The organism is Winogradskyella sp. A3E31 (assembly GCF_046720935.1).
Lineage (GTDB): Bacteria > Bacteroidota > Bacteroidia > Flavobacteriales > Flavobacteriaceae > Winogradskyella.
In genome coordinates this window covers 280,968-301,031 of record NZ_JBHNWH010000001.1, presented here as the reverse complement: position 1 = coordinate 301,031, position 20,064 = coordinate 280,968, and the positions used below count along the sequence as shown (strand labels likewise).

Genomic DNA, 20,064 nt, shown 5'->3' with positions numbered 1-20,064 from the left:
TTTTACACATCAACCTAAAAACCAACCAAAATGGGAAAGACCACAAGAAGAAAATTTATAGTAGGAACCTTATCCGTACTTGGACTTATTGGATTAAGCGCATGGCTAGGGAAACGCAAAATTTTAACTTGGATTGTACGTCAAGACAATGATAGCGAGCCAAAAATGACGTTAACACCTAATATCGATGATAACATTTGTGTGTTATCATCACCTATTTCAGAAGGGCCATATTACCTTAAGTCACCTTTGCGAACTGATATAAGGGACAGCAAAAAAGGAAAAACCTTAAACCTTAAATTTCAAATTGTTGATTATCCAAGCTGTAACCCAATCGAAAATGCAGTGGTGGAAATTTGGCAATGTGATGCTGATGGCAACTATAGTGGATATATAGAAGGAATAGGGCATAATATGTGGGAATCTGCAAAACAAATGGAATTTGGAAAGAAGGAACATATTGAGCCAAGTAACACATCTACCTATCTGCGCGGTTATCAAAAAACGGATCTAAATGGACATGCGGAATTTACCACCATAGTTCCTGGTTGGTACGACCCAAGAGTGCCCCACATACATTATAAAGTGCTAGTAAATAACAAAGAACATTTAACAAGCGAATTGTATTTTGACCAAGAATTTTGTAACGAATTATTTACTTCTGTTGAACCCTACAATCAATATGGAGAATCACCTTATGATTTTAGGAATGACAAGTCATTGGCGAATGTAAAAGAAGGAACAGGACTTATATTACATCCTGAAAAGAAATCTGATGACACAGTTTTTGCAACTGCAAAAATCGGAATTAAACTATCATAAAAGGCAGTTGTAACACCGTTGAGCATAATTCTATTACCAAATAATAAAACAAATGATTATGAAAAGACAAGCAATTAATCCAACAAATGACTGGGGAGCTGGTTTTGAAATGAACCAAGCTGAAATTATTTCTGAATTTAATAAGATTATTAAATTTTCTGGTCAAACCTCTTTGGTTTCAGATGACAGCTCTGAAATGGGCTTAAGTGTTAAATTTCCAGGTGACCAAAGAAAACAAATGGAATTTATTCTCGATGCAATTGACAAATTGCTTACGCAAGCAGGCATGACTAGAAAGAATATTGTGCACATTAACTTTTTTACCACTGAAATGGAAGGGTTTTTAGAAAGTTATGAAGTCTATGCCAATTGGATAAAGGAAGCGAAAATTCGTCCAACCCAATCGGCAATTGGCATCAATCAATTAGTAATGCCAGAAATGAAGTTAGAAATCGAAATAACTGGAGCACAATAGTTGAATGAAAAACTATTCCAAACGGCTAACCAATGATAAAATTCTTTAGAAAGATTCGACACCGGTTCTTATCTGAAAATAAATTCAGAAAATATCTCCTATATGCCATTGGTGAAATAGTACTTGTTGTAATTGGGATTCTAATCGCTTTGTCTATTAATAATTGGAATGGGCACCGAAAACAAAAGGCTTATGAAATTACCATTTTAGAAGAAATAAAAGAAAACCTTATAAAGTCAAAGAAAGAAGTAAGGATAGCAATTGAGGATGATAAACGATGGCAAGCGTGTATCTTTAAGATCTTAGATTTTTTAGATAATAGAAAAGACTACAATCCTAGTCTTGATCAGTGTTTAGGATCTTATTACTGGTCATCAACAGTACAGTTTTCTTCCTCTGCCTATGAAGAACTAAAAGCTAAGGGAGTTGAAATCATATCCAATAAAAAGTTACGCAGAGAAATAACAACCATGTATGACTTAAAGTTTGATGTAATTGAGTCTGAAGTAGAGGTTTGGGACTCTCAATTATTGAGTTCAGCGATATACCCCTTGCATACAAGCTTATTTAGAAAGTACTTTCCTGAAAATTGGAGTGTTTTCGAAGATGAATATGCTAAGCCCACTAATTATCAAAACCTTTTGGACAATGATACATTTAGGAACTTGCTTTCAGAATTAATATCTTTAAGAAATTATAGCATCGTCATAAACGAATCACTCGAAAAAGATTTGGAGAGTTTAATAAAGGAAATAGAAAATGAATTAATTACGTTAAAAAAACAATAAGCCCATAACAATTAATTAACCATCCCGATAAATCGTTCTGACGGGCTATTCGTTACCCAATGCTTGCGAAAAACCCTTTTGGATATTTTATTGGTTTGTACTTGCCTGCCTGCTGCCAGGTTTGCTAAATTAGTTACTTAAAATGCGCACTTTTTTATTCAACCATATTGCACTTTCTGTAAAAGATGTTGACGAATCTTTTGAGTTTTATCAAAGAGTGTTTCAATTCAGAGAAATTAAGAATACTGCTTCAGATTCTAAAACCAGATGGTTGTCCATTGGTGAGGGTAAACAGCTTCACCTCATTCCTCGTCCAAATTCTGAAGTAAAGATTAATAAAGCTGTTCATTTTGCGTTGTCAACGCCTGACTTTAATTCTTTTATTGGGTCTTTAAAAGAATTAGGCATTTCCTACTCTGATTGGCTAGACACACCAAACAAAGATTATATTCGAAAAGACGGCATTAAACAAGTTTACTTTAAAGACCCTGACGGATATTGGATTGAAATAAATGATGATTACCAATAAGGTTAATTTATATTAGAAAATTGCTTTACAACATACTCTACAACTGAATTGCTAATGCGAGTTCACTTTGCTCATGTCCTAATCGGATTCATTACAATTTACTATCTTTCAGTTAGAATAGAAAATCATTATCAATTTTCTGTAGCAAATCTCGGAAACAAGACACTAGTAAAGCTTGATGACGATTTGAAACTATCTAAATGACATACTATCAATCAAAAATAAAACAAATAAGAAGCACTTGTTTTTCAAATGACGGTCAAATAGAGACTGTGATTGCTACAAAAAGGTGTATTGATAATAATTTTGATACAAAACTCAATTTAGATTTTCTATCCCATATTCGATTTACATCAAAATATCATTTACTAAGGCTATTTAAGAGGTATTATGGACTAACGCCAAGACAATACTTAATGGACAAACGCATTGAGAAGTCAAAAGAAAATTTAGCAAAAGGAATGTCGGTAACCGAAACTTGTTTTGCTGTTGGGTTTGAAAGTTTAGGATCGTTCAGTAAATTGTTCAAATCTAAAACAGGCCTATCGCCAAGTGTATTTAAAAAAGAGCAACTTTCGAGAAGCAAATTAGGTTCAAAGTTCTGAACTTTGGAAAGAGAATTAAAAACAAACCGAACATGAAAGTCACACTTATTAGCATACCAGTCAGAGATCAAGAAAAAGCACTACAGTTTTATACCGAAAAACTAGGCTTCTTAAAAAAGAAAGATGCGCCATTAGGAGGAGGAAACCGATGGTTAACCTTGGTTTCAGCAGAATGGCAAGATGGCCCCGAATTATTATTAGAGCCAGCACCAAACCATTTTGAGCCATGTAAGGTTTATCAAGACGCGTTGATGGAGGCCGGGTTTCCATACACACAATTTGATGTTGACAATGTTGATGCCGAATATGAAAGATTAACAAAACTTGGTGTTGCCTTTAGTGTAAAACCTACTGAAATGGGAACCGTAAAGTTTGCAGTTTTTAACGACACTTGTGGAAATAATATTCAAATTGTCGAAACACTATAAAAACCTTAGAAAATGAATAGAATTATACAGTTACTTATCATAACCTTTGTTGTATCGAGCTGTTCCGAGGTTAAAACCAACAATGATACTAATGAAGAACTAAATACTTTACGAGCTGAACTTGATAGCTTAAAAAATTCAATAATAGAACCATCAAAAGACACAAAAGAAGACATTGCGACATTTTTGACATTTCAGGATAATAATGCAGAAAACGCCATGAATTTTTATGTGGAGATATTCGAAAACTCAAGGATTTTAAACTTACAGCGATGGGGAAAAGAAGGGCCTGGTGAAGAAGGAAGAATTATGCATGCTACATTTAATTTAAACGGAAGCCAGTTTATGTGTAGCGATAGCCCACCGATACACCAATGGGGTTTTACTCCCGCCGTTTCTAACTTCGTTGAGTGTAAAAGCCTAAGTGAACTTGAAATACTGTTCTCAAAATTATCTAAAAACGGTACTATAACCATGCCACTAAATAACTATGGTTTCAGCCAAAGGTTTGGTTGGATAATTGACCAATTTGGGGTGTCTTGGCAATTGAATTTAAAGTGAAAGCTAAGACCTATGCATACTACACCAGAGAACAATGATAAAATTCTTTCGTAAAATCCGCCAAAATATGATTAAAGAAAATCGGTTTTCGAAATATTCTCTTTACGCTGTAGGAGAAATTATCCTAGTCGTTATAGGGATTTTAATCGCATTACAAATCAACAATGCCAATGAAAGCCGAAAATCTGCCAAGCAAGAAACCCTATATTTAAAGCGCCTTTTATCTGAAAACAAAGAAGATATCAACACGTTTAAGACCAATATTGCTGATTTAGAAAAAGGAATTGAAACTATAGAAAACCTTTCTAACGCATTAAATACCGCCCATACAAATGACAGTACCCTTTTAAAATCGGCCAATGAATATTTTAAATATGGAAGCATATACCCAATTTTTGTGTCATCGACATCAACGTTTGATGATCTTTCGAGCACAGGCAATTTAAAGGACATCCAAAACACGTCCTTGCGTGACGAATTGGTTAAACATTACGCTAAACATAAGCAAGTTGCAGAATGGATAAGTATCGGTACAGAATGGGCGCTTCCTAATGATGCACCATTTACATATAATAACAGTATTATGAGATTTGAACCAACATCATCATTTCTTTTTGGAGACCAACACCTATCGGACCAAGTTAATCACCTACGAGACAAAAAAACAGAATACATAAATAATGCAGCTGTTCATTATTGGATTAATATAGACGCTATCGATAAACTTCAAATCCTTATCAATGACACCAACACAATTATTAGTTTAATCGAAGAGGAATTAAAAAAGTAACTCTGGTTTAAATTTTATATTTACTTTACGTTGGAATGTTGTGCTCATACAAATGAATTAAAATGTCCCAAAACACTAAGCTAAAAGAAATTGCTAAATTATTTTTCAAGCTAGGAAGCATAGCCTTTGGTGGGCCCGCAGCCCATATAGCAATGATGGAAGATGAGGTCGTCAAAAAAAGAAAGTGGATGACACAAGAACACTTTCTCGACCTCGTGGGAGCAACCAATCTAATTCCAGGCCCCAATTCAACAGAAATGACCATGCATTGCGGGCACGAGCGTGCTGGCTGGAAAGGTCTTTTTGTAGCGGGCATTTGTTTTATTTTCCCAGCAGTGGTTATCACGTCTGTTTTTGCGTGGCTTTACCAACAGTACGGCCAATTACCAGATGTAGAACCGTTTATTTATGGGATAAAACCTGCAGTCATTTCTATAATTGTAATGGCAGCATTTCGATTGGGTAAAAAAGCTATAAAAACCACCGAACTTGCTATTTTAGGGATAATTACCTTAGCAGCTTGTTTACTTGGAATCAATGAAATTATTGCGCTTTTTGGTTGTGGCACGCTCGGATTAGCACTTTATTTTTTTAAAAAACAAACAGGCACTTTAAAAAGCATTATACCCCTGTTGTTTTTCCAAGTTGTTGACCCCTCAAAAATAGGAACGTTAAAAATATTTCTCACCTTCCTAAAAGTTGGTGCAATCCTCTATGGAAGTGGTTATGTGTTGTTTGCATTCCTCGATACAGAATTGGTTGCAAACGGATGGCTGACCCGACAAGCATTAATCGATGCAGTTGCTGTTGGACAAATAACTCCAGGACCCGTCTTATCTACTGCAACTTTCATTGGTTGGCAGATGAACGGTATTTCTGGCGCAATAGCAGCTACTCTTGGTATTTTTCTTCCTTCGTTTTTATTTGTATTACTATTAAATCCATTAATACCTAAAATGCGAAAATCAAAAATTATCGGCGCTATCTTAGACGCTGTAAATGTCGCTGCAGTGGCTTTAATCGTAGCTGTTTGTGTTGAGATGGCAAAAGATACATTAACGGATTGGAGGACAATTGTAATTGCGTTAATAAGTCTAATTGTAGTGTTTGCTTTCAAAAAATTGAATAGTGCATTTATCGTTTTAGGTGGAGCAATTGCTGGGTATATTTTGACGTTTATTTAACGGCACGCCCCATAAACACATAGTATAGTACCTTTTAGGTTTAAGAATAGCTGAATTTAATCGTCTAAATTTAATGCCTTTTCACTATCTTTAGTACTCAATCGGAAATTCACCATTGTTTTTCCGTATCGAATTTACACACAACAAATTGGGTAGTAAAAACCATACTATAGAAAAATTAACATTAGGGCTTTTAGCTTTACTAATAGTTTCTTGCATTCAGCAAGGTGAAAAGAACAAAGGCACTGCTAAAGAAAAGGCAACTACCACATATTCTGGTCCGATAATAGATATGCATAGCCACGCTTTTGATAAAAACAGTCCATTCAGTAGTATGTTAGGACAGGAAATGGACCTTGCTATGACAGGCAAAGTTTACATGGCCTCTGCTACTATGGATCAACTTAAGGAAGAAACTTTTGAGAAGTTCGAAGAGCACAATATTGTTAAAGCAATGGTGTCTCAGGGAGAGCTTTGGGAGGATTTTGCCCCCAATAAAGTAATAATAGGAAACAACCATTACCTAACTATTGATGAGCTAAAACAAAAGCACAATGAAGGAAAGTTGGATGTATTGGGAGAAGTAGCTCCAAGCTATCAAGGCATGTTGCCAACTGACGAACATTTAATAAAGTATTTTGATTTGGCTGAAGAATTAGGAATTCCAATAGGCTACCACATGTTTCCAGGTGGTCCTCCAGGAGGAGCTTATTTTATGTATCCTAAAATAAGGGCATTCCAAGGCAAACCTTTACAGCTAGAAGAAATTCTGATATCACATCCCAAAATGAGGATTTATATAATGCACGCCGGATGGCCTTATTTGGACGATATGAAAGCTCTTATGTACGCTCACCCACAGGTTTATGTTGAGTTGGGTGCTATTGATTGGGTTTTGCCTAGAAAAGAATTTCACCACTTCTTAAAAGGTCTTGTTGACGCAGGCTTTGGAAAAAGAATAATGTTTGGGACGGACCAAATGATTTGGGTTGAAACCATAGATGATGCAATTGATGCTGTTAACTCAGCAGACTTTCTAACATTAGAACAAAAAGAAGATATATTTTACAATAATGCGGCACATTTTTTAGAGCTTTCTAAAGAAGAGATTAAAATGCATAAAAAATCACAATAAAAAAGAGATGCCCTTCAGCTTCGTTTATGTCGAGATTCGAGCGGATTCGAACTGAAATAACATTACTCTAAATTTTCTTAAAATTTTAAAATAAAAAAAGCCCTTGAAATAAAAAACAAAGGCTTTCTGTTAAGTTGAGGTGTCGAGCGGATTCGAACCGCTGTAGATGGTGTTGCAGACCACTGCCTAGCCACTCGGCCACGACACCTTATCATCGTTGGCAAATATATAAATTATATAGTTTTTATACCCAAAAGCCTTAAATTTTTCGGTCTTCACTCATTTTAATGGTCACCATTTCCACATCACCACCAATTGGAGGGTTTATTTTACTGACCCATACGGTAGTTTGAGTTACCATGGTGTCTTCTTTAAAAATACGGTTAATGATATTTTTTGCTACTGTTTCTAACAAATAGGAAGGCTTAGCCATTTCTTCTCGTACCACTCTGTTTAAAAACACATAATCTACGGTGTCTTTTAGGTTATCAGACTTTGCAGAAGGTTCTAAGTCTGCTTCTACTTCTAAATCGACCCTGTAGTCACTACCGATCTTGGTTTCCTCAGTAAGGCAACCATGATTGGCAAAAACCCGGATGTTTTCTAGTTTAATCTGTCCCATCTAAGTTGTAAATAAATCGAATATATTACTTAAAGCACTTGTCTTTGCTTTAAAAAACTCAGTGTATGAACACTTTGTACAAGTAACGGATGTAAACTTTTTGTTCTGTACGTCAAATATTTTGGAAAGCGTTCCTCCAGTAGCTCTCATCTGTCCGACTTCATAATCTCTGTTGTTACACTTTGGGCATTTATAGTTAATGTTACTCATGCTTTCTTTTTATTTATTGGTGTCAAAAATTAGTTAAAAGTTACGGTTTTACTTTACTTTTTCAAGTATACATCTAATGCGAAAGAATCTTTATCTAATGTCATTAAGAGAAAGATAAGGAAGGCACTTCTAACAAAAACATGTTGTAAATCCCAAATAGGGGTTTGTACACCATGGCCAAAGGTGACTATCAAAAGAATTAAGCCCAACCCATAGTAACTCTTTTTTCTGAATAGTCCCAGAATAAGCAAAAATCCAAAAATCAGTTCCCCATAAGACGTAAAATACGCTGTAAATTTTACCAAAAATGTTGGTAAAAAAGTGTCTTCATAGGATTTAAAGCCGTTTTCATAAAGAGTGGCCACACCAATGGTAAATACCTTGCCAAAGCCCTGCCAAAAGAAAATCAAACCGAGTAAAAGTCTGGCAAAAAGGGTTGCTATAGTGGTATTCATAATGATTGTTAGTTTCAGTAAAAATATGAATTAAAAATTATCTAATTTTGCACCTCCCAACAGAGGTTATAAAGCATTATGTCAGAAGAGAATAAATCACTCAATTTTATTGAGCACATTATAGAAGAGGATCTAAAAAATGAAATGGCAAAAGAAGATTTGCGGTTTCGTTTTCCACCAGAACCTAACGGTTATTTACATATCGGTCATACTAAAGCCATAGGCATCAGTTTTGGTTTGGGTGAAGATTACAATGCCCCTGTCAATTTACGTTTCGACGACACCAATCCATCAAAAGAGGAGCAAGAGTATGTGGACGCCATAAAACGAGACATTGCTTGGTTGGGTTATAAGTGGGACAAGGAACTATACTCTTCCGATTACTTTCAAACGCTTTACAATTGGGCCATACAAATGATTAAAGACGGCTTGGCTTACGTGGATAGTCAGTCTTCTGAAGCTATGGCAGAGCAGAAGGGCACACCGACTCAGGTAGGGACCAACAGTCCATATCGTGATCGCTCAGTTGAGGAAAATCTCGATTTGTTCCAACGTATGAAAAACGGGGAGTTTCCAGCTGGGACACATGTACTACGTGCAAAAATAGACATGGAAGATCCCAATATGCTGATGCGCGACCCTATTATGTACAGAATTATGTACGCTAAGCATCACAGAACAGGTGATGATTGGTGTATTTACCCAATGTATGATTGGACGCACGGTGAAAGCGATTATATAGAACAGGTATCACATTCATTGTGTTCTTTAGAGTTTAAACCCCATAGAAAACTGTACGATTGGTTTAAGAAGCATGTCTATAGCTATGCCAAAGACGAATTGCCTTTAATGCCAAAACAGCGTGAATTTGCCCGATTGAATCTCAGTTATACCATTATGAGCAAGCGAAAATTATTGCGTTTGGTAGAAGAAGGTATTGTAAACGGTTGGGACGACCCTAGAATGCCGACTATTTCTGGATTAAGACGGCGCGGTTACACACCAGCATCCATTAAAATGTTTACCGATAAGGTCGGTGTGGCTAAGCGCGAAAATATTATTGACGTGTCTCTGTTAGAATTTTGTATCCGTGAGGATTTAAACAAATCAGCAAATCGGGTGATGGCCGTTCTCGATCCCGTAAAAGTGATCATTACTAATTATCCTGAAGGAAAGGAAGAATGGCTTGAAGCTGAAAATAACCAGGAAGATGAAAGTGCGGGTTATAGAAAGGTGCCTTTTTCAAGAGAAATTTATATCGAAAGAGAGGACTTTAAGGAAGAGGCTGGCAAAAAGTTTTTCAGATTAACACTCGGGGGCGAAGTTCGATTAAAAAACGCTTACATCATCAAAGCAAATGATGTGGTTAAGGATGCTCAAGGAAACATACAAGAAATTCATTGCACCTACTCAACAGACACGGATAAGAAAGTTAAAGGAACATTGCATTGGGTCTCTATACCACATGCCATAAAGGCCGAAATTAGAGAGTATGACCGCTTGTTTATGGACGAAGCTCCAGACAGCCATAAAGACAAGGACTACATGGAATTCTTGAATCCGGATTCATTAAGAATTAAAACAGGCTACCTAGAACCAAGCCTTGCTGATGTTGAAGTGGGAGATCGATTCCAGTTTCAGCGTATAGGCTATTTTAACGTTGATAATGATTCTAAACGCGACGCTTTAGTCTTTAACAAAACAGTTGGACTGCGAGACAGTTGGGCAAAACAAAAGCCTAAACAAACGCAACAAAATCCACAAAAAAAGCAACAGGCACAACGTCCAGCAATTAGCGTCATACAGCAGTTGGGGAAGAAGTACACCAATTACCCAGAAGAAAAACAGGCTAAAGTTAAATCCGAAATATTAAAACTTGCTGAAAAGGTCTCTTATGAAGAATTAGAACCGTTATTTGGAACTGCTGTTAAAAAAACAGGAACACGTATTGCGGTCACATTAGTGTTGGGAGTTTTGCTTAAAAATGGACTCGAACGTAACGAGGCTATAAACGCATTTATTGAAAAGGCTTTGCAAGACACTAATAAACTTCTTGTTAGTGAAGCAGAGGCGTTACAGTAACCAATTTGGATTTTTTCGTACATTAGTGTACTACTAACTAAAAAATCTTATAATTATGGAAGTTCTTCCAATTAATCCAATAGCAATACCCGTTGCTGCTATTGCTGCGTTACTTATTGGTTCAGTTTGGTACAATCCAAAAATCGGTTTTGGCAACCTCTGGATGCGAGAATCTGGTATGACCGAAGAAAAAATGAAAGGCGGAAAAATGGGAATCATTTTTGGCCTTTCTCTTGTTTTTGCTGCTTTGTTAGCCGTTTTATTGATGCAATTTACAAACCACCAGTGGGGAGCATTAGGTATGGTTGGAGGTGATCCTGCGACTGCTAAACCATCATTTGACGCCTTTATGAATGACTATGGCATGGCCTATAGAACCTTTAAGCATGGAGCTTTCCATGGCACCTTATTTGGTCTTTTTGGAGCTTTACCAATTATTGGAACTATAGCCTTGTTTGAGCGAAAAAGCGCCAAATATATTTTTGTAAACGCAGGCTATTGGATTGTAACATTAGCTGTTATGGGCGGGATTCTTTGTGCTTGGCACTAAAAGAAAGCAATTTTTAAGACATTAATATCAAAAGCTGTAGTCGATTAAGATTACAGCTTTTTTGTTACACACAGCCAAATTTTAATCCGCTGTGCTTTCAAATGAGCGGAAAATATGGTATTTTAGAAATAGTCAATATCATAAATTATGAAATCAGCACAAGAGATACTTACGGAAATATCGAGCTTAACCCGAAAGATTGAAAATGAATACCCTGAGCTATACAAGCATTTAGACGAAAACCCAACGACACTAGCAAAGACTTCAAGCCCGACGGTAGATACCAAAAGCCTTGAGAACTACCTTCAGACGCTAAGGGATATGGTTGACAGATACAAAAAAGAATCCTAAAAAAAGAGGTTAAAAAAACTGTCTTAACCAGCACTAGCCGTTATTCTTTTTTTTAGAATTTTTCATGGCTTCACCAATTTGGTTACTTGCCGTAAAACTAGCCACCATGTCGTTTAACATATTGCTCCCTGCTTGTGGAGCATTAGGTAACAATATAAGATTACTATTGGTCTCTTCTCCTAAAGACTGTAGTGTATCATAATGTTGGGTTACAACAATAAGGGCAGAGGCCTCTTGCGAGTTAATCCCAACACGATTTAAAACCTCTACAGACTCTTCAAGCCCACGAGCAATTTCACGACGTTGATCTGCGATACCCTGACCTTGTAAACGTTTACTTTCTGCTTCTGCTTTTGCTTTTTCAACAATTAAAATACGAGCAGCGTCCCCTTCAAACTGAGCGGCAATTTTTTCACGCTCAGAAGCATTAATTCGATTCATAGCGGATTTTACCTGTGCATCCGGGTCAATATCTGTGACTAAGGTTTTAATAATATCGAAGCCATAATCAGACATAGCATCATTTAACTCTGCTTTTACGGCTAAGGCGATATCGTCTTTTTTTACAAATACGTCATCTAATTTCATTTTTGGAACCTCGGCACGGACGACATCAAACACGTAGGAGGTAATCTGGTCATGTGGATAATCTAGCTTATAGAAAGCGTCATAGACCTTATCTCTAATCACCATATACTGTACAGAAACCTTTAAGCGCACAAAAACATCATCAAGGGTTTTGGTCTCTATAATAACATCTAATTGCTGGATTTTAAGGCTTAAACGACCCGCAATGCGATCTACTAAAGGGATTTTCATTTGTAGACCAGATTGACGGATGCTCAAAAATTTCCCGAAGCGCTCAATAACTGCCGCTGATTGTTGTTTTACAACAAAAAACGAAGACAATAATATCAAGGCTCCAATAACTAGAAGTGGTATATAAAAGTAAGGCATAGTAAATTGTTTAATGGTTATTAAAAAGTGTTATAAAGTTAAGTTTAAATTTTAGGATTGACATTAAATCTGAGAAAAGCTTTGAGATTTTGGTATAGAGACAAAATCAAATTTTTTACTTAGGTTTGTGACCATCAGTAAATTCCACATGAAAAACAAATCCTATATTCTATTAGTAGCACTGACCTTATCTTTTGTTACAGTTTCCTTTGCGCAACGGTACCGAATTCAAAACACTATAGGTGTTTATGGTGGGTTAACCACTTTTGATATCAAAACAGATAACTTCACAACACAAAGCAATAACGGTTGGCTTGGCGGTATGGCCGCTTTAGTGGATTTGCCGCATAAATTTTATAACATCAGCTATAACATTCAACTATCAGAAAACAATGTGGATATTAGCGCAGCACCATCTGGTGGGAATTCTGAATTTGTAGAGTACAAACTTTTTGCCGCTCAGATAGCCTTGAATATGCATGTAAAACTGATTGAAAATCATCTCACTCTAGATCTCGGACCAATGTTGCAATACAATGGGAAATTAGAGGTGAAAGATGAGAATAAGGAAAATTACATCATTGATGGTTTTAACTCACTGACTGCTGCTGATATTACAGATATTACGCAATTTAACGTCAATGGGGCAGTAGGTGCCACAGCTGGTATTAATAACGTTAAGGTAAGAGCGCAATATATCTATGGGTTTACCAATATGCTCAATAAGTTGAACAATCAAGACTTTAACCTTGGCAACTCAGAAAATTTTAAAGGAAATCAATCTATGCTGGTCTTTTCGCTGATGGTTGCTTTTTAAATAGAAGCTATTAGGCTTTCAATACGCGTTACGGTTTCGCTTTTTCCAATCATAAACATAATTTCAAAAACATCAGGCCCTTGAAGCGCTCCAACCAGAGCAAGGCGTAATGGCATCATTACCTTACCAAAACCAATGTCGTTAGTGGTAATCCAGCCCTTAATTTGAGCCTGTAGGTTATTAACGGTAAATTCTTCAATACGAGTCACAATAGCCTTTACTTCTCTTAAAACACTTACGGTATCATCCTTTATTGCTTTTTTAAAGGCTTTTTCGTCATATTTTGAAGGAGACACAAAGAAAAAGTGGCTTAACTCCCAGAAGTCATTTATAAAAGTGGCACGTTCTTTAATAAGCCCAACAACTAAAGCGACAAAATTGACATCAATTTCAGATAGCTCATTATGCTTTTCCTTAAAGGCTTCTGCTAAATCCAAATCCAATTGTTGCTGCATATAATGGTGGTTAAACCATTTGGTCTTATCTGGGTCAAATCGTGCCCCCGCCTTATTTACCTTAGATAAATCAAATTCTGAAATAAGTTCTTCTAAAGAAAACAGCTCTTGTTCTGTGCCAGGATTCCAGCCTAAAAAGGCTAAAAAATTGACAACAGCTTCTGGAAAATATCCTTCTTCTTTATAACCTAGAGACACGTCTTCGGTTTTAGGGTCTTTCCATTCAAGAGGAAACACAGGAAAGCCTAATTTATCACCATCCCGCTTACTTAATTTTCCCTTTCCAGTTGGTTTTAGAATTAAAGGTAAATGTGCAAATTCCGGTGCCTCCCAACCAAAGGCATCATATAATTGATAGTGTAATGCTAATGATGGCAACCACTCTTCACCACGGATAACATGTGTGATTTCCATTAAATGGTCATCAACAATATTTGCCAGGTGGTAGGTGGGCATGCCGTCACTTTTAAACAACACCTTGTCATCCAAAACGTTGGTATCGATACTAATGTCGCCCCGTATTATATCTGTTAGAGCTAATGTTTCATCTTGTGGGGATTTAAACCGTATCACATAGTCTTCTCCAGCATTAAGTTTGGCTTGTGTTTCTTCTTTAGATAACACCAATGAATTCACTAAACGACCTTTCTCCCGGTTATGCCAATTGTAGATGAACGTCTTTCCTTTAGCGTCATGGTCTTTGCGATGCGCGTCTAATTGTTCTGCCGTATCAAAAGCGTAATAGGCCTTTCCTTTTTGAATAAGTTGATCAGCATATTGTTTATATAAATGTTTGCGTTCACTTTGCCGGTATGGACCAAAAGTAGCCTCTTTGTTCGGCCCTTCATCAAATGGGATACCACACCAATTAAGAGCTTCGACAATATAATCTTCTGCACCTTCGACATAACGATTTTGGTCTGTATCTTCAATTCGAAGGACAAAAGTGCCGCCGTGTTTTTTAGCAAACAAGTAATTAAATAAAGCGGTTCTCACACCACCGATATGTAAAGGGCCTGTTGGGCTAGGAGCAAAGCGCACACGAACGTTCTTAGACATGCTGTATTATTTTGGAGTGCAAAGATAGTTTGATAAGATTCAAGATACAAGGCTGGCGTTGTAAGAATGAAAATATCTGTTTGAGTCTATGATAAAATCATTCGTTTAGGAATGCGCTTATTCATAACCTTGAACCATAAAGGCGGCACTAAAGCAATAATCATTGAAGTTGGATACCCAAAGGGGAGTTGAGGGCTTTCTTCGTGGCAATCAAGAACCTGATATTTTTTAGACGATTTATAATGGTGATCGCTATGCCGTGTTAATTCATATAGCACAATACGCCCAATGACATGGTTTGAGTTCCAAGAGTGCACTTCTTGGACACGCTCATAACGCCCAGAACTGGTCTTTAGGCGCAACAAACCATAGTGTTCAATATAATTGACAGTTTCTAACAATAAAACACCAACAATCCCGGAAAGTAAGCAGAAGACAAGCACTTTACTGCCAAACAATAGAAAAACAGTAATGAGGTATGCCGATTGAAAAAGGGTAAACCATAGCATGTCATTTTTGATGCTAAAAAAGCTTAAGTTTTGATGTTTTAATAACTTTTTCTGAATGTTCCATGCGCCAACATATTGTCTAAAAACAGAGGTAAACCAAAAGGAAAAGACGGATTGATTGTAACGTGCCGTAGCCGGATCTTCGGGAGTTGCTGCATGCAAATGGTGACCAAAGTTATGTTCAATATAGAAATGCATGTAAAAGGACGGGAGTAGAAGGGCTTTACCTAAAAAACGTTCACCAGTGGTTTGTCTGTGTCCAAGTTCGTGAGCGACGTTGATACCGTTAACACCTAAAACAATCCCTACAGTAGTGATTAACCCAACAAACTCTAAAGTTGTAAGGTCTTTTGTAAAAACGATTGAAATAGCAAAGGCTAAAATCCCAAACACTAACGGCAAGTTTAGGTATAAGAGCCAATCGAAAAGTTTTAGTTTTAGTTTGCTTTCAACCTGATTTTCTTCTAAGTTGGATGGGTCAACAGGAAAAATAATTTCAAGAAAAGGAATAACACCAAAGGCATACAATGGTGTTGCCCAGAAAAGAGAACCTCTCAAAATAAGCCCTATCAAAGCCACTAATGGAATCGAAAATGCCGCTAAATATTTAAGGTCTTTCACAAAAACAGGGGTTCATTCGTCTAAATTAACAGAATCTTATCAAATTTAACAAAACACCAACTGAAATAAATTGTAGTTTAGTATGTTATAGAAGTGTATATGGGTGATTTTAAGCTAATACAAGACAAATTAGAGCAATTTATTAGGAAGTACTACACTAATGAGTTACTCAAAGGCGCTATTCTATTTTTTGCCATTGGACTATTGTATTTTTTAATCACACTCTTTATTGAGTATGTACTTTGGTTAGGGCCAACAGCTCGAACATTTTTGTTTTGGGTGTTTATCGCCGTTGAGCTAGGGCTTTTTGTTAAGTTTATTGCCTTTCCATTGGCTCAGCTATTCAAACTCAGAAAAGGAATAGATTACCACAAGGCTTCACAAATTATTGGGAGTCATTTTCCTGAGGTTAATGATAAATTACTCAACGTACTACAGTTAAAAGGCAATACTGCACAATCAGACTTATTATTAGCTAGTATTGCCCAAAAATCTAAAGAATTACACCCCATTCCTTTTCAAACGGCAATTGACTTTAAATCGAACACTAAATATCTGAAATATGCAGCCATCCCTGTATTCATCATATTAGTTTCATATATCTCAGGAAAAATAGACTGGTTTAGCGACAGCTATGAGCGTGTTGTGAATTATAAAACCGCTTATGAACCACCTGCACCGTTTCAGTTTTTTGTAGTCAACGAATCGCTTGAAGCCATAGAGAATAAGGATTACAAACTCAATGTAAGAACTGCTGGGGATGTGATTCCTGAGAATGCAAATATCACTTTTAATGGTCAATCGTATTTTTTACAGCAAATGGCACCTGGGGAGTTTCAATATGTGTTTTCCCAACCAAAAAGCGCAATCAATTTTGAGCTAAGCGCTAACGACATTACGTCTAGAGAATATCAACTTAAGGTACTAAATGTGCCAACGCTTTTAAATTTCGATATGGAATTGGATTATCCAAGCCATACCAAAAAGCCAGATGAGACCTTGAAAAGTTCTGGGAACGCTATCATTCCCGAAGGCACAAAGGTGACATGGAAAACAAACACAAGGTCAACGACCGATGTGGTTATTTATGCAGAGGATACACTGCAGTTTCAAAAAACAGACGATAGCCAGTTTCAAGCCAATAAGCGCATTTATAGAAATTACAAATACGACATATCTACCAGCAATGACGATTTAAAAGATTATGAACGTCTTGCCTTTTCAATTAAGGTGGTTAAAGATGCTTATCCAGAACTAAACCTGAAGGTTGAAAAGGACTCTATCGACGAGCAGAGCCTTTACTTTTTTGGCCAGGCAAGTGATGATTATGGCATCAGTAAAATAAACCTTGTTTACCACCCTGTAGGGAAAGAGGCAGAAAAAACCATTGAGCCTATTACGGTTTCTAAATCTAATTTTACAGAGTTTGTAAGCGCATTTCCTAATCAGTTAAATCTCACGGATGGCGTGGCTTACGAGTTGTATTTTGAAGTGTTTGATAATGACGCTATTCATAATTACAAGCGCATTAAAAGTAGTGTGTTTAGTTATAGAAAACTGACTAAATCCGAAGAGGAAGAAAAACAGTTGCAACAGCAGAATGAGACAATTGAGGGTATGAACAAGACCTTTGAAAAGCTTCAGGAACAGGATAAAAAATTAGAAGAACTGTCTAAGACCCAAAAGGAAAAAGAGGCTCTTAATTTTAATGATAAAAAGAAGTTCGAAAACTTTTTAAAGCGTCAGAAGGAGCAAGAAGAATTGATGAAAAACTTCAATAAAAAACTTCAGGATAACTTGGAAGAGTTTCAAAAAGATGAAGAGGAGCAAGATCAGTTTAAGGAGGATTTAAAGGAGCGCTTAAAAGAAAATGAAGAACAACTGAAGAAGGATGAAAAGCTTTTAGAAGAGCTTGAAAAGATGAAGGATAAAATCAACAAAGAAGAGTTTAGCCAAAAGCTTGAAGAATTGGCCAAGCAGAATAAAAACAAAAAGCGGAGCATGCAGCAGCTTTTGGAGCTGACCAAACGATTTTATGTGACTAAAAAAGCCGAAAAGATTTCAAAGCAACTAGAAGAACTATCCAAAAAACAAGAAGAGCTTTCGAACAAAAAAGAAGAAAATACTAGCGAAAAGCAAAAGGCATTAAACAAAGAGTTTGAGGATATTCAAAAAGGCATTGAAGAGCTTAAAAGCGAGAATAGAAAGCTTAGAAAACCAATGGATGTGCCCAGAGATCCGTCAATGGAAAAAAGCATTAAGGAAGACCAAAAAGAGGCTCAAGAAAGCTTAGAAAAAAAGGCCGAAAGCCAGAAGGCGCAACAACCTCAAGAAGCTCAACAACAACAGCAAAACGCACAGAAGAAACAAAAGAACGCATCTCAAAAGATGAAACAAATGAGTAAACAGTTTCAGCAGATGATGCAGTCTGGTGGAGCGGGTGGCGGTGAACAGATGCAAGAGGATGCCGAGATGCTACGTCAAATACTAGACAACTTAATACTGTTTTCATTTGACCAAGAAGGATTGATGGATCAGTTTAAGGACATTGATGTTAACCATAATCAGTACGGAAAATTCATTATAAAGCAGAGCACCTTAAAAGAACATTTTGAGCATGTTGATGACAGTTTGTTCGCATTGTCATTGCGTAACCCTAAACTATCAGAAGAGGTCAATAAACAAATTACAGAAGTTTATTTTAATATTGACAAGGCATTGTCCCAACTGTCAGAAAATCGTATATATCAAGGAACTGCAGCACAGCAATATACTATAACTGCTAGTAATGAATTATCCGATTTCTTGAGTAATATCTTGGACAATATGGAAATGCAGATGAATATGTCGCCAGGGCAAGGGCAAGGTGAAGAGCAGTTACAAAATATAATCATCAGCCAAGAAGAGTTAAATAAAAAGATGGAGGAGGCTTTAAAAAAGGCGCAAGAAGGCCAAGTGAAGCCTGGAGAAGAAGGTGAAAAAGGCAACGAGGGCGAAAAGGATGGTGAAAAACCCGGAGAAAAAGGACAAGAGGGCAAAGAGGGTGAGCAAGGCAAAGAAGGTAATGAAGGACAGCAAGGACAACAAAATGGTCAATCAGGACAGCAAGGCGAGAATGGTCAACCAGGTGAAAATGGGAAAGAAGGTCGTGATGGTAAGGAGGGAAACAAAGAAGGTTATGGAGAAGGAGGTAGTGAAGAACTAAATGGGGAACTTTATAAAATATACCAACAACAACAACAATTAAGACAGGCATTACAAGATAAAATAGGTAAGGAAGGCACAAAAGGATCTGCAGGTGAGTTAATAAAACAAATGGAAGAAGTGGAACTCGATTTAATTAATAAAGGGTTTACCAATCAGACGCTTCAAAAAATGATGGATCTTCAGCATCAACTATTAAAATTAGAGAATGCCACTTTTACCCAAGGTCAAGATGAAAAGCGGGAATCTAAAACCAACAGAAAGAACTATAACAATAATGCCTTAGATCAGATACCAACGGCAAAAGAGTATTTCAACACTATTGAAATATTAAATCGCCAAGCCTTACCTTTGCGCGAAAGATTTAAGAGAAAAGTGCAAACCTATTTTAAAACCGAGAATGATTAGTTTTAATTACGAAACTGACTTTAAGCTAAAGGATGAGGCTATTTTTTCCGATTGGATTTCAAATGTTATAATGTCTGAAGGGTTTAAGGAAGGAGATATCAACTATATTTTCTGTTCAGATGATTATTTACATAAAATCAATGTCGATTTCCTTAATCACGATACTCTCACCGATATTATCAGTTTTGACTACTCAGTAGGAAAAGAACTACACGGAGATGTTTATATATCAGTAGATAGGGTAGAAGATAATGCTAAAGATTTTGAGGTGTCCTTTAATGATGAATTAAGTCGCGTCATGGTTCATGGTGTATTGCATTATTGTGGCTATAAGGATAAGACTGAAGAGGATAAAAAACTGATGCGCAGTAAGGAGGACGAGTATCTTTCTAAACGTTCTTAAATTCAACACTTTCAATGTATATTTGCAAAATTTTATAATTGGAA

The 20,064-nt window shown here is 36.6% G+C and carries 22 protein-coding genes and 1 tRNA gene; 16 read left to right on the top strand and 7 right to left on the bottom strand.

From position 1 onward, the window contains the following. Nucleotides 1–30 precede the first annotated feature (30 nt). From ACFEMA_RS01385 to ACFEMA_RS01340, 10 genes are all read left to right on the top strand, one after another. Complete coding sequence (locus ACFEMA_RS01385) at nucleotides 31–822, top strand: hypothetical protein (RefSeq protein ID WP_411766166.1); 792 nt, start codon at nucleotides 31–33, stop codon at nucleotides 820–822. A 58-nt stretch (nucleotides 823–880) separates the two neighbouring features. Beyond that, nucleotides 881–1,297: a RidA family protein gene (locus tag ACFEMA_RS01380; protein ID WP_411766165.1), complete on the top strand. Its 417-nt coding sequence runs from the start codon at nucleotides 881–883 to the stop codon at nucleotides 1,295–1,297. A gap of 32 nt (nucleotides 1,298–1,329) precedes the next feature. Continuing rightward, nucleotides 1,330–2,085, top strand: coding sequence for a DUF6090 family protein (locus ACFEMA_RS01375; RefSeq protein ID WP_411766164.1), 756 nt, complete (start codon nucleotides 1,330–1,332; stop codon nucleotides 2,083–2,085). Between the two features lie 142 nt (nucleotides 2,086–2,227). Continuing rightward, complete coding sequence (locus tag ACFEMA_RS01370; protein ID WP_411766163.1) at nucleotides 2,228–2,614, top strand: VOC family protein; 387 nt, start codon at nucleotides 2,228–2,230, stop codon at nucleotides 2,612–2,614. A 200-nt stretch (nucleotides 2,615–2,814) separates the two neighbouring features. Beyond that, the gene (locus ACFEMA_RS01365) at nucleotides 2,815–3,219 is read left to right on the top strand and encodes a helix-turn-helix domain-containing protein (RefSeq protein ID WP_411766162.1); all 405 of its coding nucleotides are present in this window, start codon (nucleotides 2,815–2,817) and stop codon (nucleotides 3,217–3,219) included. Nucleotides 3,220–3,251: 32 nt separating this feature from the next. Then, nucleotides 3,252–3,647: a VOC family protein gene (locus tag ACFEMA_RS01360; protein ID WP_411766161.1), complete on the top strand. Its 396-nt coding sequence runs from the start codon at nucleotides 3,252–3,254 to the stop codon at nucleotides 3,645–3,647. A gap of 12 nt (nucleotides 3,648–3,659) precedes the next feature. Next, the gene (locus ACFEMA_RS01355) at nucleotides 3,660–4,208 is read left to right on the top strand and encodes a VOC family protein (protein WP_411766160.1); all 549 of its coding nucleotides are present in this window, start codon (nucleotides 3,660–3,662) and stop codon (nucleotides 4,206–4,208) included. Nucleotides 4,209–4,242: 34 nt separating this feature from the next. Next, complete coding sequence (locus ACFEMA_RS01350) at nucleotides 4,243–4,998, top strand: DUF6090 family protein (RefSeq protein WP_411766159.1); 756 nt, start codon at nucleotides 4,243–4,245, stop codon at nucleotides 4,996–4,998. Nucleotides 4,999–5,060: 62 nt separating this feature from the next. Beyond that, on the top strand, nucleotides 5,061–6,182 hold the full coding sequence (chrA, locus tag ACFEMA_RS01345; RefSeq protein WP_411766158.1) for a chromate efflux transporter: 1,122 nt from the start codon (nucleotides 5,061–5,063) through the stop codon (nucleotides 6,180–6,182). A gap of 148 nt (nucleotides 6,183–6,330) precedes the next feature. Beyond that, nucleotides 6,331–7,317: an amidohydrolase family protein gene (locus tag ACFEMA_RS01340; protein ID WP_411766157.1), complete on the top strand. Its 987-nt coding sequence runs from the start codon at nucleotides 6,331–6,333 to the stop codon at nucleotides 7,315–7,317. Nucleotides 7,318–7,454: 137 nt separating this feature from the next. Here ACFEMA_RS01340 and ACFEMA_RS01335 read toward each other — a convergent pair. The 4 genes from ACFEMA_RS01335 to ACFEMA_RS01320 all read right to left on the bottom strand — a co-directional run bounded on the left by ACFEMA_RS01335 (nucleotide 7,455) and on the right by ACFEMA_RS01320 (nucleotide 8,604). After that, a tRNA-Cys gene (locus ACFEMA_RS01335) sits at nucleotides 7,455–7,525 on the bottom strand. A gap of 51 nt (nucleotides 7,526–7,576) precedes the next feature. Continuing rightward, complete coding sequence (gene folB, locus ACFEMA_RS01330) at nucleotides 7,577–7,939, bottom strand: dihydroneopterin aldolase (RefSeq protein WP_411766156.1); 363 nt, start codon at nucleotides 7,937–7,939, stop codon at nucleotides 7,577–7,579. After that, a complete protein-coding gene (locus tag ACFEMA_RS01325) occupies nucleotides 7,940–8,149 on the bottom strand; it encodes a zinc ribbon domain-containing protein (RefSeq protein ID WP_411766155.1) in 210 nt (69 codons plus the stop codon). It abuts the gene before it with no gap. Between the two features lie 53 nt (nucleotides 8,150–8,202). After that, complete coding sequence (locus ACFEMA_RS01320; RefSeq protein WP_411766154.1) at nucleotides 8,203–8,604, bottom strand: DoxX family membrane protein; 402 nt, start codon at nucleotides 8,602–8,604, stop codon at nucleotides 8,203–8,205. 78 nt (nucleotides 8,605–8,682) lie between these two features. Here ACFEMA_RS01320 and ACFEMA_RS01315 point away from each other — a divergent pair, with 78 nt between their 5' ends. The 3 genes from ACFEMA_RS01315 to ACFEMA_RS01305 all read left to right on the top strand — a co-directional run bounded on the left by ACFEMA_RS01315 (nucleotide 8,683) and on the right by ACFEMA_RS01305 (nucleotide 11,587). Then, nucleotides 8,683–10,686 (top strand): glutamine--tRNA ligase/YqeY domain fusion protein, encoded by a 2,004-nt coding sequence (locus tag ACFEMA_RS01315; protein ID WP_411766153.1) that lies wholly within the window; start codon nucleotides 8,683–8,685, stop codon nucleotides 10,684–10,686. 55 nt (nucleotides 10,687–10,741) lie between these two features. After that, nucleotides 10,742–11,236, top strand: a complete 495-nt coding sequence (locus ACFEMA_RS01310) for a DUF1761 domain-containing protein (RefSeq protein WP_411766152.1) — start codon at nucleotides 10,742–10,744, stop codon at nucleotides 11,234–11,236. 147 nt (nucleotides 11,237–11,383) lie between these two features. Then, nucleotides 11,384–11,587 carry a hypothetical protein gene (locus ACFEMA_RS01305; protein ID WP_411766151.1) on the top strand — a complete coding sequence of 68 codons (204 nt, stop codon included), beginning with the start codon at nucleotides 11,384–11,386 and terminating at the stop codon, nucleotides 11,585–11,587. 33 nt (nucleotides 11,588–11,620) lie between these two features. Here the strand turns inward: ACFEMA_RS01305 and ACFEMA_RS01300 are convergent, their stop codons facing one another. Beyond that, the gene (locus ACFEMA_RS01300) at nucleotides 11,621–12,544 is read right to left on the bottom strand and encodes an SPFH domain-containing protein (RefSeq protein WP_411766150.1); all 924 of its coding nucleotides are present in this window, start codon (nucleotides 12,542–12,544) and stop codon (nucleotides 11,621–11,623) included. A 148-nt stretch (nucleotides 12,545–12,692) separates the two neighbouring features. On the opposite strand from ACFEMA_RS01300, the gene ACFEMA_RS01295 reads away from it, so the two are divergent. Beyond that, complete coding sequence (locus ACFEMA_RS01295) at nucleotides 12,693–13,361, top strand: hypothetical protein (RefSeq protein ID WP_411766149.1); 669 nt, start codon at nucleotides 12,693–12,695, stop codon at nucleotides 13,359–13,361. On the opposite strand, the gene gltX is transcribed toward ACFEMA_RS01295, so the two are convergent. Both gltX and ACFEMA_RS01285 read right to left on the bottom strand, forming a co-directional pair. Next, on the bottom strand, nucleotides 13,358–14,875 hold the full coding sequence (gene gltX / locus ACFEMA_RS01290; protein ID WP_411766148.1) for a glutamate--tRNA ligase: 1,518 nt from the start codon (nucleotides 14,873–14,875) through the stop codon (nucleotides 13,358–13,360). The genes ACFEMA_RS01295 and gltX overlap by 4 nt on opposite strands. An 86-nt stretch (nucleotides 14,876–14,961) precedes the next feature. Continuing rightward, nucleotides 14,962–16,005, bottom strand: coding sequence for an alkane 1-monooxygenase (locus ACFEMA_RS01285; protein WP_411766147.1), 1,044 nt, complete (start codon nucleotides 16,003–16,005; stop codon nucleotides 14,962–14,964). A gap of 99 nt (nucleotides 16,006–16,104) precedes the next feature. Between ACFEMA_RS01285 and ACFEMA_RS01280 the strand changes: the two genes are divergently transcribed. Together ACFEMA_RS01280 and ybeY are read left to right on the top strand one after the other, a co-directional pair. After that, nucleotides 16,105–19,617: a hypothetical protein gene (locus ACFEMA_RS01280; protein WP_411766146.1), complete on the top strand. Its 3,513-nt coding sequence runs from the start codon at nucleotides 16,105–16,107 to the stop codon at nucleotides 19,615–19,617. Continuing rightward, nucleotides 19,610–20,020, top strand: coding sequence for an rRNA maturation RNase YbeY (gene ybeY, locus ACFEMA_RS01275; RefSeq protein WP_411766145.1), 411 nt, complete (start codon nucleotides 19,610–19,612; stop codon nucleotides 20,018–20,020). Before ACFEMA_RS01280 ends, ybeY begins: the two co-directional genes overlap by 8 nt. Nucleotides 20,021–20,064: the final 44 nt, after the last annotated feature.

What these genes read in the sequence shown, in the direction of transcription:
- ACFEMA_RS01385 (WP_411766166.1), top strand. Translation starts at nt 31, where the DNA reads ATGGGAAAGACCACAAGAAGAAAATTTATAGTAGGAACCTTATCCGTA.
- ACFEMA_RS01380 (WP_411766165.1), top strand. Translation starts at nt 881, where the DNA reads ATGAAAAGACAAGCAATTAATCCAACAAATGACTGGGGAGCTGGTTTT.
- ACFEMA_RS01375 (WP_411766164.1), top strand. Translation starts at nt 1,330, where the DNA reads ATGATAAAATTCTTTAGAAAGATTCGACACCGGTTCTTATCTGAAAAT.
- ACFEMA_RS01370 (WP_411766163.1), top strand. Translation starts at nt 2,228, where the DNA reads ATGCGCACTTTTTTATTCAACCATATTGCACTTTCTGTAAAAGATGTT.
- ACFEMA_RS01365 (WP_411766162.1), top strand. Translation starts at nt 2,815, where the DNA reads ATGACATACTATCAATCAAAAATAAAACAAATAAGAAGCACTTGTTTT.
- ACFEMA_RS01360 (WP_411766161.1), top strand. Translation starts at nt 3,252, where the DNA reads ATGAAAGTCACACTTATTAGCATACCAGTCAGAGATCAAGAAAAAGCA.
- ACFEMA_RS01355 (WP_411766160.1), top strand. Translation starts at nt 3,660, where the DNA reads ATGAATAGAATTATACAGTTACTTATCATAACCTTTGTTGTATCGAGC.
- ACFEMA_RS01350 (WP_411766159.1), top strand. Translation starts at nt 4,243, where the DNA reads ATGATAAAATTCTTTCGTAAAATCCGCCAAAATATGATTAAAGAAAAT.
- chrA (WP_411766158.1), top strand. Translation starts at nt 5,061, where the DNA reads ATGTCCCAAAACACTAAGCTAAAAGAAATTGCTAAATTATTTTTCAAG.
- folB (WP_411766156.1), bottom strand. Translation starts at nt 7,939, where the DNA reads ATGGGACAGATTAAACTAGAAAACATCCGGGTTTTTGCCAATCATGGT.
- ACFEMA_RS01325 (WP_411766155.1), bottom strand. Translation starts at nt 8,149, where the DNA reads ATGAGTAACATTAACTATAAATGCCCAAAGTGTAACAACAGAGATTAT.
- ACFEMA_RS01320 (WP_411766154.1), bottom strand. Translation starts at nt 8,604, where the DNA reads ATGAATACCACTATAGCAACCCTTTTTGCCAGACTTTTACTCGGTTTG.
- ACFEMA_RS01315 (WP_411766153.1), top strand. Translation starts at nt 8,683, where the DNA reads ATGTCAGAAGAGAATAAATCACTCAATTTTATTGAGCACATTATAGAA.
- ACFEMA_RS01310 (WP_411766152.1), top strand. Translation starts at nt 10,742, where the DNA reads ATGGAAGTTCTTCCAATTAATCCAATAGCAATACCCGTTGCTGCTATT.
- ACFEMA_RS01305 (WP_411766151.1), top strand. Translation starts at nt 11,384, where the DNA reads ATGAAATCAGCACAAGAGATACTTACGGAAATATCGAGCTTAACCCGA.
- ACFEMA_RS01300 (WP_411766150.1), bottom strand. Translation starts at nt 12,544, where the DNA reads ATGCCTTACTTTTATATACCACTTCTAGTTATTGGAGCCTTGATATTA.
- ACFEMA_RS01295 (WP_411766149.1), top strand. Translation starts at nt 12,693, where the DNA reads ATGAAAAACAAATCCTATATTCTATTAGTAGCACTGACCTTATCTTTT.
- gltX (WP_411766148.1), bottom strand. Translation starts at nt 14,875, where the DNA reads ATGTCTAAGAACGTTCGTGTGCGCTTTGCTCCTAGCCCAACAGGCCCT.
- ACFEMA_RS01280 (WP_411766146.1), top strand. Translation starts at nt 16,105, where the DNA reads ATGGGTGATTTTAAGCTAATACAAGACAAATTAGAGCAATTTATTAGG.
- ybeY (WP_411766145.1), top strand. Translation starts at nt 19,610, where the DNA reads ATGATTAGTTTTAATTACGAAACTGACTTTAAGCTAAAGGATGAGGCT.